Raw genomic sequence first — 11,708 nt, forward strand, 5'->3', positions numbered from 1 at the left:
TTCCTCTGAATCGTTTCAACTGATGACCATGACCTTGGACTGGCTCGGCGCGACCACCGTGCCGAGCGCGTTGCCGGCGTTCTGCCTGGTGGGCGTCGACAGGCGGATGGCGGGCTGGCCCTCGAACTTGACCTTCGCGCTGCCGACGACGAATTCGACTTCGCCCTGGCTCTTCTTGGACACCACGCCGCCGACCTTGCCGAGCTCGTCTCCGTTGGTGAGCGGGATCTTCGAAGCCTTGGTGAGCGCGGGCATGCCGCTCACCAGCACCTTGGTGGTGGGCGAATCGCCCATCGACGGCAGGCCGATGTTGGGAAACGGCGTGGCCACCGGCCCCCCGGGCGTGGGGACCTCGCAGACATCGGGCGTGGCCATGCACTGGCCGCCGGCAAGGGTCACTGCGAACATGCGTCGTGCTCCTTCAACCGAGGTCGATGCGTTGGCCGTCGATCTTGACGGTGCCTTCGGCGAGCACGCTGGCCTGCCGAGCATGCAGTTGGGCATGGCCCTCGACCTCCCAGCGCGTGCGCCCGGCGCGCAGGTCGTCGAGTTCCTCGACGGTGCGAAAGCTGCTGCGCACCTTCTGCACCAGGCGGCCGACCTGCGAACTCAGGTTGCGCGCGAACAGCTGCATCTCGCCGACGACGCCGGTGAAGCTGCCGGCCGAGGCATTGGCGTGGCCGAAGCGCAGGTCGCCGTGGGCCGCCTCCAGCGTCAACTGCGGCGTGCGCGCACGCAGGCCGGCCGATGCCGCGATGTCCACCTCGCGACCTTCGATGCGAACGCTTCCCTCCTGCGTGACGAACCGGGCACCACCCGGCAGTTGCACCGTCGCCTGCGCCTGCGACGGCGCGGCGCGCGACAGCACGGCCAGCACGTGCTGGCGGCAGGGCAGCACGCGCATCGCGCCGTCCAGCGGCTCGGCCAGCGGCATGTCGGGCGTGAGGCACAGCAGCACGACATCGCCGTCTTCCGGCGCCAGCAGGCAACTGGGCGCGACCTGCGCGCGTTGCTCGCCTTCGCTGCTGCGCACGAACAGCCACGCCCCGGCGCGACCGCAGACGGTGCCGGTGACCAGGCGGGGGCCGGCCGCTGCGCTGTCGGGCACGAAGGGCGCAAAGGTGGCGAGGGAGGGATCGTTGCTGCTCATGGCTGGGGGCTCTCAGGAAAGGGTGGCCGGCGCCGGGCGCCAGTCTTCGGCGCGGGCGCGCTCGGCATCGGTGGCGAAACTGCCGCGCCGCACGGCGTCACTCCAGTTGGTGCCGCGCTCGATGACGCGATGCAGGTTTGCGCCGCTGAAGTCGGCGTGGCTGCAATCGGCGCCGCTCAGGTCGGCATGCGAGAAGTCGCTGTGCACGAACACCGCCCGCGCCATCTGCGCGCCCTGGCAGCGGGCGCCGGCGAAGTTGGATCTGGAAGCGCGCAGCTGCACGAGCCGCGCGGCCGCGAGATCGGCGCGCGCGAAGTCCGACATCTCGAAGCTCGCGTCGTCGAGCAGCGCGCGCGCCAGGCGTGCATCGCCGAAGCGCACATGCAGGCCCGTTGCGCCGCTGAACACCGCGCCCTCGAGCGTTGCGTTCTGGAACTGGGCCTGCTGCAACTGCGCCTTCGAGAAATCGGCGCCCGAGAGATCGGCGCGGTTGAACTGCGCCATCGACAGCACGCAATTGCCCAGGCGCTGGCCCGCCAGCCTGGCCCCGGCCAGGTAGGCCTGGGTGAGGTCGGTGGCGTCGAAGCGGGCGCTGCCCAGTTCGGCATCCATGGCCGTGAAGCGTTGCAGCCGCGCACGGCTGAAATCGGTGGCGTCGAAGCGGCACTGGTGCGCATCGGTGTGCGGCAGCGCGGCATCGGCGAAGCTCGCCGCCGACAGGTCGCATCGGTCGAACATGGCGTGGGTCCATTGCGCGCCCGCGGCATCGATCTCGCGCAGACTGCATTCGCTCATCGAGATGCGCGCGCCGCGCGAACCGCGCAGCGAAGCGCCCTGCAGGTCGCAGGCGTGCCACTGCGTGGCCGTGAGCGTCGCCTCCGCGAGCACCGCATCGGACAGCGTGCAGCGCTCGAACACGGCGCCTTCCAGGTTGGCCCCTTCGAGGCGCGCCTGCCGGAGGTCGACGTCGCGCCAGTGCACCCTGGAAAGGTCGCGCCCTGCGAAGTCGAGCCCCGCGACGCTGGCGCCGGTCAGCTGGCGGCCGCGCTGCGCGATGGCCGCCAGGGCGGCATCGGCGTCGGCGAAGGCGGCGGATGCGCTCATGTTCATGCCTTTCGCGCCTCGGGCCGGCCGGGGATCTGCATGAGCGTGCCGGTGGTCAGTGCGCCTGCTGTGTGCGCCTGCACGATCGCCGAGCCGTAGACGTCGCTGGCATGCAGGTTGGCGCCGCCCAACTGCGCACCGGCGAGCTGTGCATGGCGCAGCGAGGCGCCCATCAGGTTGGCACCGCGGGCGTCGGCGGCATCGAGCGTGCTGCGGGAGAAATTGGCGCCCTTGGCATTGGCGCCGGCCAGCAGGAGCCCGGCCGCGTGCGCGCCGCTGAAGTCGGCGCGCTCCAGCGAAGCCGATTGCATCGCTGCGCCGCGCAGGTCCACGCCGTCGCTCCAAGCCGCCCCATCGAGGTTCACACCCCGCAGGTTCGTGCCCGCGAACACGGTGCCGGCGCCGGCGCGCGCGCCACGCAGATTGGCGCCGCTCAAGTCCACCTTCGGCGCCTGCGTCCCGTACCACTGCGAGCGCTCGGCCTGCACGGATGCCAGTGCAGCGCCATCCATACGCGCGGCATCGAAGCGCGCCGCCGTCAGCGTGGCACCCGCGAGGTCCGCGCCCTCGAGGCCGCACTCGCTGAAGTTGGCCTGCCCGGCCTGCAGCTTCGCGCCGCGCAGGCCGGCCATGCGGCTGCCGCTGAAGTCGGCCCGGGCGCACTGGGCGTCTTGCAAGCCGGCGCCGGTGAAGTCGCTGCGACTGAAATCCGCTGCCTTCAATGTGGCACCGCCGAGCGTGGCGCCGGCAAGCCGACTGCCGGCCGCGCGCACCGACTGGAAGCTGGCCTTGGTCGCATCGGCGCCCTCGAAACTCGCTCCCTGCAGGATGGCCTTGTCGAAGCGGGTGCCGGCCAGGCGTGCGCGATCGAAGCGCGTCTTATCGAGCGTCGCGGCGCTGAAGTCGGCGTTGGACAGGTCGAGGTCGCTGAGGTCCAGGCCGTCCAGCTTCAACCCGGCAAAGCTGCGGCCCTCGGCCTGCCATGCGATCACTTCCTCGCGGGTCGTCGGCGGATGCGGCGCTGCGACGGGTGCCTCCGCGGGTGGGGCGGCTGCTGGGGCCGCCGCGGCGGCCGTGGCCGGTGCGGCCAGTGCCGAGGCCGCCGGCCCCAGCGCAGCGGTCGCGACGGAAGCCGCTGCCGGAGCCGCCACCGCAGCCGCTGGCGTCTTGGCGCCCGGTGCGCCGGCGACCGGCGCCGAGCCGGGCTGCGACGACAACGCCAGCGGTGCCGCGCCGCCGGCGGCCAGCGCCGGAAACTGCCGCATGAACGCGACCGCTTCGTTGCTGGCCCCACTGCGGCTCAGCGCATCGGCCACGTCGTTGTGGTCGATGCCGTTGTCGCGCATCAGCTGCTGTGTCTGCAGCCGCATCTGCTGCGTCTGTGCCTCGATGTCCGCAAGGCTCACGGCGGCCGGCGGCAACTCTCCCTGCCGCGAACGGACGAACGCGTCCACGTCGGCCTGGGTGAGGCCGTTCTGGGCGAGCAGCGCCGCATGCTCGGCCTGGAGCTTCTGCGTCATGGTCTCGATCTCGGCCAGCGAGACGTCGCGCACCGGTGGCGGCGGCTGCATCAGTGCGTCGATCTGCGACCGCGGGATGCCGTGCTCGGCCAGCAGCCGGTCGGTCTGTGCATTCATCTCGGCGGTGACGCGTTCGATCTCCGCCAATGCCGGATCGGTGACCGCCGCGGGCACCGGTGCAGCGACGTCCTGCTTCCGGGCGTTCCCCGAAGATGCCGAAGGGGTCTGGGCACCGGCAACCGCTGCTGCTGCGGCGCTCGCTGCCGCGGCGGGCAGGCTTGCGGCGCCCGCGGACGCGGCCAGGGATGCCGCCTCCTTCGCGGCGGCCGCTGCCGCCGACGCCGCACCAGCGGCTGCTGCCGCCGAGGCTGCACCTGCGGCGGCGGCCCCAGGTGGCGGCAACTGGTCGCGGTAGTGCGCTTCCGGCAGCGGCGCGGCGCGCAGCGGCTCCCAGCCCATGACCAGGCACGCCACGTCCTGCGCCTCCTCGTCCGCGACCTCCAGCGTGCCGCGGTACAGCACCGCGCCCAGGCCCAGGCCCGGCATCAGCCAGACCGTCTCGGCGTGGGTGGCGACTTCCTTGAACACGGGCTGCGCGTCCGCGCCACGCAGCGCCGCGAAGCAGCGCCCGCGCAGGGCCGGCAGCGCGCTGTCGATGCGCGGCTGCTCGGGATGCAGGTGGCTCAGCTCGATCGCCTCGTCGCCGGTGAAGAAGCCGGCCAGGCGCTGGTCGGGCGGCGCGCTCTGGAAGTAGTCGCCCTGGGTGTCCTCGGGCAGGTGCGGCCAGGTGTTCTGCAGCCAGGCCTTGCCGACGGCGCCCAGGTGGCGCTGGCGTTGCGGCGCGCTGCTGTCCACACCCCAGTAGCCGGCCGGTGCCGGCCGGTCGCCCTTGAAGACGATCGGGTGGCGCGGGTCTTCCACGTTGGGCAGGGCCGGTGCGGCCTTGCCGAGCGGGTTGGCTTCGTCGCCCGGGCCGCCGAAGGCGTTGGCCGGGACCAGCGGCATGCGCGTGAACGGCGCCGGCGACGACAGCGCGCCGAGCGCGCTCCAGTGCCGGTCGCCGTGCACGAGCAAGGGCTTGTCCAGGCTGCCCACGCGCGCACGCACCGCGAGCTGGGTCACGGGCGTGGCGCCGGGCGCGCAAGCCTCGCCGTACAGCATGAACTCGGCCTTCGGCTTGGGGTAGCCCTCGTCGAGCACGGCCGGCGCGCCGGGTGCCTGCGGCAGCAGTTGCCAGAGCTCGGTTTCGGGCCGCAGCGCATCGAAGCGCGCCGATGCCAGCGGAAACAGCGCCACCAGGCCGACCGCCAGCCGGTCGCGTTGCTGCCATCGCAGCGCGCGATGGACCACCGCCATGCTGTCGGGCTTGATGATCTTCATGACGGATCGACCGCGGGGTGGGTGGATGGCATGGCGCTCAACCCAGCTTGATCAGGCCACCGTCGAGCGAGACGCCCAGCGGTTGGAAGTCGGCCTTGGCATCGCCGAAATTGACGTGCAGGCCGGTGTGCGTCGCCTTCCAGCCGGCGGGGCCGAACGCGAGCGAGGCCTGGTCCCGGTTGATGCTCAGGCCGTGCAACAGCGGCGTCGTCGGGGCGGTCGCGACGTTGGCGGCCCGCGTGGTGGCGGCCACCAGCAGGGCCGCCGCCTTGCTGACGGCGCTGACGGCTTCGCGGTCGGCCTTGGCCAGCGGCACGCGCGCGAGCTTCAACGGGGCGTTGGCCGGCAGCACGCCCGCCAGGGCGATCGCCTTGTCGGCCTCGGCCAGCGCCGCACGGGTCGCGGCCCGCGCGCGCCTGGCCGCCGTCAGCGCCCTTTCCGCGGCCTCCTTCGCCGCGAGCGCCGCCACCAGGTTGACTTCGGGCGCGGGCATCCTGAAGCCCACTTCGATCGCTTCGGCGCTCAGCTCCAGCGCCTCGCCCGTGGCAGCCACCTTCGCGCCGGCCAGGCTCCTGAAGGTGGCGCCATCGCCCGCCGCGCCCGACGTGAAGGCCATGCCCGCATAGGCCCCGGCCGGGGTCGGCACCGTGCCGAAGGCACCCGCGGGCGCCTGGGCGTTGAGCGTGTCGCCGCCTTGCAGGTCGATGAGCCTGGCGATCAGGTGGATGGCACCGTCCGTCAATGCCGTGTCGTCGGCCCAGTCGTCGGTCTTGTCCGCCACCTTGAGGGTCACGCCGTCGGTCGGACTCATGGTGAAGCCCGCACGCAGCTTCAACGGGTCGGCCGCCAACGGGTTGAGCAGCTTCCACGCGGTCAGGTCGGGCGCATCGTCGCCATTGACCGACTGCGCGATGCCCTCCACCCCGAGGCTCATCTCGCTGACCAGCTTCAGGTCGTCGATCTCGGCCTGCAGCTTGCGCGCATAGACCTGCATCAGGGCCATCGCGGCCACGTTGGAAACCGCATCCAGCCCGAACTTGCCGATGATGCCGGGCCAGCCCTGCAGCGTGCGGCGATCGGGATTCGTCGGGGCGGCCTGCGCGGCGGCGCGGCTCTTGTAGCGGTCGTCGATCTCCTTTTCCTTGGCGGCCCGCCAGACCGTCTCGGCGGCGGCGCGCCGGGCGATGTCGTCGGGCGGCGAGGCCTTGGCGAGTTCGTCGCGCTCGGCCTTCTCGGCCGCCGACCCGTGGGGGCCGTTCGCGTACTTCTGGTCGATCCGCTGCGTTGCCGCCGCCCGCCATGCGTCGGCGTCCTTGGTGCCCTGAGCGGCCTCCTGGGTGACCTCGGCCGGCGGCGCCTCGGCCTTGAGCTTTTCCTTCTCGGCTGCCTTGGCCTTGGCCTCCTCGTCGGCAAAGCGCAGGTCGTCGGCCTCCTGGTTCTTCTTGGCCTGCTTCTGATCGGGAGCCAGGAAGACGCCGTCGGCGCTCGCGTTCACCGCCATGCTGAAGATGGTCGACTGGGTGAAGTTCAGCGCCGTGTAGCCGGCGATCATCGCGCGCAGCTTCTGCTTGGAGATCTCGAGCGCGGCGGCGCTCGCCTCGTCGTCGAAGGCGCCGGCCTGAATCTTCGCGCTCTTGTTCGACTTGCCGCCGAAGGAGCGCTTGAGGCTCAGGCTGTCGGAGTCGTCGATCGAGATGTTCTTGAGCCCGCTCGTGCCCTCGAACGAGCCGATGCCCGGGAGCGTGCCGAAGTTCGCCTTCCAGCTGATGCTGGAGGACGCGTCGATGCCGATCTTGGTGCCCATCGACACGTCGTTGGAGAAGGCCGCGCCGATCGAGGCCTTGGTGCCCAGCGACAGCGAATTCGCCGGACCGAAGCTCATCGAGTTGCTGTTGCCGAAGGACACCGAGTCCTTGCCGCCGGTGGTGGCCTCGTAGATGCTGCCGCCGCCTTCGGGATGGACCGATCCGATGCCCAGGCTGCTCTTGTGGAAGGGCGAATGCAGCCAGATCACTTCCTTGCCCTTGGTGTCGGCCATGAGCATCTGGTTGCCGCCCTTGGTGCTGATGAGGTTGTCCTGCGGGTTGCGCTGGTCGACCACGTTCGGCGTGACCGAGTTGGGCACCGCCCCCAGGATCACCGGCTGGTCGGGGTCGCCGTCGGCGAAGGACAGCAGCACCTCGGTGCCCTTGTGCAGCGGAAAGTGCATGCCGTGTTCGCTGCCCGCATACGGCGAGGCCATGCGCACCGGCGCCGACCCCTTGGCCGCGCCCTTCTCGGTGCGGTCGAACGGAATCTGCACCTTGTACTGGCCGTGCGCGTCGAGCTCGGCATATTCGCCCGAGCCCTCGGCGTCCACCGTGGCGCTCATGGTGCCGGCCACGCGCGGCTTGGGCGTGCTGCGCGCGGGGCGGAACTGCGTGGCCGCGGCCAGCGCGACGAAGGTGTTTCGGTAGAGGGTCTGTTCCTCGCGCTCGTTGAAGGGCGTCTTCAACCCGGCCAGCAAGGCGCCGGCCTGCGAGCCCTCGTGCGTGATCTCGGTGACCAGGTATCGGCCGTTGAAATCGTCGCGGTAGTGGTGCGACAGGTCCATGAAATAGCCGCTGCGCAGGCCCACCGCGGTGGCCTCGCCGCTGAACACGCGCGCGGCGCAGCGCAGCTCCTCGGCGCGGATCCTGGCGTAGCGCTGCCCTTCTTCCTCGGTGCGGAAGTTCTCGCCATAGAGCATTTCCTCGCCCACGCCGCCGGCCGAGACCTCGACCTGCGTCACCAGCGGCATGCCGGCGCGGCGGTGGTTGTAGTCCTGCAGCACCAGGCTGCGCGGCAGCGGCCGCGTGCGGCACACCAGGCCCTGCACCGAATCGGGCGCCTGCCCCACGTCGAGCTCGTCGGCCGGCCGGTAGTTGACGGCCAGCGCCTGGGCCGGCTGGGCCGTGCTGTCGTCGAGCAGCACCAGCCGGTCGGTGCCCTCGGCCTGCTCGAAGTAGTAGTAGATGCCCTCGCGCTCCAGCCAGCGCGAGATGAAGGCCAGCGGCGTTTCCTGGTACTGGCACACATAGCTGCGCGGGCGGTAGTCGGCCCTGAGCTTGAGCGTGTAGTCGCTGCCCGGCTTGAGCTTGGCGGCCTTCAGAAGGCTTTCGACGATCTCGGGGATCGTCTGCTCGTGAAGGTAGACCTCCGAATTGCGGTACAGCGACAGCTGCCACAGCCGCGGCACCAGCACCGCGCGGTAGAAGGTGAAGCCGCCCGCCTGGTGCAGCTGGTCGAACTCCGACAGCACGCCCGCATAGGGGGTGGCCTGGCGGCTGCCGTCCGGCGCGAGGATGCGCAGCTCGGCCCGGGCGGCCAGCACGCGCGCGAGGTCCAGCTGCGCGTCGTCGCAGACCAACACCAGCTCGAAGCGGTAGGGCCTGGAGATGGCCTCGAAGCCGCTCATGCGCACCACCGCGAAGGTGTCGTGCGGGCAGGCCGTGCTGGTGAACTCGAAGCGGCGGTCGGAGGGAAGGCGCTGGAAGATGGTCGATGTCATGGTGTCTCAGCCGAGTCGGATGACCTGTCCGTCGCCCACCACGCCCAGGGCGTCCACGGTGAGCTTGCTCTCGCCGTATGCGATGACCACGCCCGTGGGCATGACCTTCAACGACGTTCCGGTGTGCGTGAGCGCGGTGGCGGCGGCGTCCACCGCCAGGCCGTTGATGAAGGTGGTGGGTCCGTCGCACAGGGCCTGCTGGGCCTTGATCGCATCCCATTGCACCTGGCTTTCGTCCTTGAGGTCTTCCAGGGCATACCAGGCACGCAGTGCCGCGCTTCTTTCGTCCCCTACCGGCGCCTTTTCGAATCGCTCGTAGCCCTTGTCGGCGGACAGCGTTGCGGCTGCCACCTTTTTCCTGGCGGCGGCCTCCTGGAGCTCCAATGAAACTGCCAGCGGATTGGGAACGATCAACCCGTGGCCGACATTGATCTTGTCCGCCACCAGCGTGGTGGTGTCGTCCTTGAGCTCCAGTGCGGAATTCGAGGTCTCCACGCGCACCGTCTGCTTCTTCTCGTCGATCTTGACGAGCGCAGGCCCGGCACCGGCACCCGGCGTCCCCAGCGCAATGAACGGCGCGCGCACTCCGATCCAGTCGCCGGCCTCCACGTCCACCAGGCGACGGCTCTGCACCTGGAACCGCGCGCTGTGGGCCTGGACGCCGTAGCCGTTCACTTCGAGCCGTGCCTCGTCGTCGTCTGCGCCGAATGTCTGCACGATGCCCTGGTCGCTCATGGTCACGCGGCTCAGGTTCTTGAGTGCCTTGATCTTTTCCGCGAGGTCCTGCGCGCGCTGCTGGATGAGCAGCAGCGCCACGCCGTTCGTGATGGCGTCGGTGCCGAACTTGGCCACGACGCCCGGCCACCCGGTGAAGCCGCCGGTCGCCATCGGGCTGGACGGGCCGGCCGCCTGGCCGTCGTGCGCGCCGGGCGTCAACTTGCCGCCGGCCGAGCCGTTGACCGCCATGCCGAAGACGGTGGACTGCGCCAGGTTGAGCCCGGTGTAGGCAAGAACGGCACCGCGCAAGATGTTCAGCTCGGTGGTCAGCGCCAGGTTGTCCACGGCCGCGGTGCGCGCACCGGCCGTGAGCGTGACGGTGTCCAGCGCGCTGCTGACGAACGACTTCTTCAGCGTCACCGAATCGGTGTCGTCGATGGTGACGCTCCTGAAGAGGTCGGTGAACGGCACGGCGTTCATGTTCCACTTCACGTCGGTGGCGAAATTGATGGACAGCGAGGTGCCCATGGTCACCCTGTTGGCGAAGGAGGCCGCCAGGCTCGCCTCGGTGCCCAGCGACAGCGTGTTCTTGCCGCCGAAGCTCATGGTGTTGTCCACGCCGAAGCTCACCTTGTCGCTGCCGCCCTTGGTGGCCTGGAAGATGTTGCCGGGCGTGGCGGGCGCGGACGCCGCCGAAGCGGACGCCGCCTGCACCAACGCCGGCCGGGGCGCGCCGATCACCAGCGCCGAGTCCTGGTGGGGCGAGCGCAGCCACAGCGCTTCCTTGCCCTTGGTGTCGTCGAAGCCGATCTCGTTGCCGCCCTTCGTGTGGATCATGCTCAGGCGCGGATTGCGCGCATCGACGACGCTGGGGTTGTCCGAGTTCGGCACCGCGCCGACGATCACCGGCTGGTCGGGGTCGCCGTCGGTGAACGACAGCAGCACCTCGGCGCCCTTGTGCAGCGGAAAGTGCATGCCGTGGTCGCTGCCCGCATACGGCGAGGCCATGCGCACCGGCGCCGAGCCCTTGGCCGCGCCCTTCTCGGTGCGGTCGAAAGGAATCTGCACCTTGTACTGACCGTAGGCGTCGAGCTCGGCGTATTCGCCCGAGCCCTCGGCGTCCACCGTGGCGCTCATGGTGCCGGCCACGCGCGGCTTGGGCGTGGTGCGCGCGGGCCGGAACTGCGTCGCCGCGGGCAGCGCGACGAAGCTGTTGCGGTAGCTGGTGGTGCCCCGGCGCTCGCCTTCGTTGAAGGGCGTCTTCAGTCCATCGAGCAGCGCGCCGGCCTGGGAGCCCTCGTGCGTGATCTCGGTGACCAGGTAGCGGCCGTTGAAGTCGTCGCGGTAATGGTGCGACAGGTCCATGAAATAGCCGCTGCGCAGCCCCACCGCGGTGGCCTCGCCGCTGAACACGCGCCCGCCGCAGCGCAGCTCCTCGGCGCGGATCTTCGCGTAGCGCTGCCCTTCTTCCTCGCTGCGGAAGTTCTCGCCGTAGAGCATCTCCTCGCCCAGGCCGCGCGGCGAGACCTCGGCCGTCACCTCCAGCGGCACGCTGGCGCGGCGATGGTTGTAGTCCTGCAGCACCAGGTTGCGCGGCAGCATGCGCGAGCGGCACACAAGGCCCTGGACCGAATCGGGCGCGAGGCCGACGTCCAGCTCGTCGGCCGGCCGGTAGCTGACCGCGAGCGCCTCAGCGGGCTGGGCCACCATGTCGTCGAGCAGCACCAGCCGGTCGATGCCGTCGGCCTGCTCGAAGTAGTAGTAGATGCCTTCGCGCTCGAGCCACCGCGAGATGAACGCGAGCGGTGTTTCCTGATACTGGCAGACATAGCTGTGCGCCCGGTATGCGCCATTGAGCTTGAGCGTGTAGTCCCGCCCGGCGCCGAAGCGGGCGCCGGCGAGCAGGCTCTCGACGATCTCGGGGATCGTCTGCTCGTTGAGGTAGACCTCCGAATTCCGGTACAGCGACAGCTGCCACAGGCGCGGCACCAGCACCGCGCGATAGAAGGTGAAGCCGCCCGCCTGGTGCAGCTGGTCGAACTCGGCCAGCATCCCCGCGTAGGGCGTGGCGCGCGTCGCGTCGTCGGGCGCCAGGATGCGCAGCTGCGCACCGGCGCCGACCAGTTGCGCGAAGTCGATCGCCGCATCGTCCGAGACCAGCACGAGCTCGAAGCGGTACGGCCTGGAGATCGCCTCCACGCCGCTCATCCTCACCACGGCGAAGGCGTCGGCCGGGCAGGCGTCGCTGCTGAACTCGAAGCGATGGTCGGCCGGAAGGCGATCGGAGAGGCTGCTCATGGCTCGGATG

6 protein-coding genes are annotated in these 11,708 nt (G+C 70.5%); all 6 read right to left on the reverse strand.

All coding sequences use genetic code 11. From position 1 onward, the window contains the following. Positions 1 to 15: 15 nt before the first annotated feature. The 6 genes from RT97_RS12885 to RT97_RS12915 are packed head-to-tail and all read right to left on the reverse strand — an operon-like array spanning position 16 to position 11,698. Positions 16 to 408, reverse strand: coding sequence for a DUF4150 domain-containing protein (locus RT97_RS12885; RefSeq protein ID WP_042579180.1), 393 nt, complete (start codon positions 406 to 408; stop codon positions 16 to 18). Between the two features lie 13 nt (positions 409 to 421). Beyond that, positions 422 to 1,150, reverse strand: coding sequence for a DUF3540 domain-containing protein (locus tag RT97_RS12890; protein WP_052810638.1), 729 nt, complete (start codon positions 1,148 to 1,150; stop codon positions 422 to 424). A gap of 12 nt (positions 1,151 to 1,162) precedes the next feature. Then, a complete protein-coding gene (locus RT97_RS12895; protein WP_042579181.1) occupies positions 1,163 to 2,254 on the reverse strand; it encodes a pentapeptide repeat-containing protein in 1,092 nt (363 codons plus the stop codon). Positions 2,255 to 2,256: 2 nt separating this feature from the next. Next, on the reverse strand, positions 2,257 to 5,154 hold the full coding sequence (locus RT97_RS12900; protein ID WP_042579182.1) for a DUF2169 family type VI secretion system accessory protein: 2,898 nt from the start codon (positions 5,152 to 5,154) through the stop codon (positions 2,257 to 2,259). A 37-nt stretch (positions 5,155 to 5,191) separates the two neighbouring features. Beyond that, positions 5,192 to 8,683: a type VI secretion system Vgr family protein gene (locus tag RT97_RS32110; RefSeq protein ID WP_052810639.1), complete on the reverse strand. Its 3,492-nt coding sequence runs from the start codon at positions 8,681 to 8,683 to the stop codon at positions 5,192 to 5,194. 6 nt (positions 8,684 to 8,689) lie between these two features. Continuing rightward, positions 8,690 to 11,698, reverse strand: a complete 3,009-nt coding sequence (locus RT97_RS12915) for a type VI secretion system Vgr family protein (RefSeq protein ID WP_052810640.1) — start codon at positions 11,696 to 11,698, stop codon at positions 8,690 to 8,692. Positions 11,699 to 11,708: the final 10 nt, after the last annotated feature.

The organism is Variovorax paradoxus (genome assembly GCF_000834655.1).
Taxonomy (GTDB): Bacteria; Pseudomonadota; Gammaproteobacteria; order Burkholderiales; family Burkholderiaceae_C; genus Variovorax; species Variovorax paradoxus_F.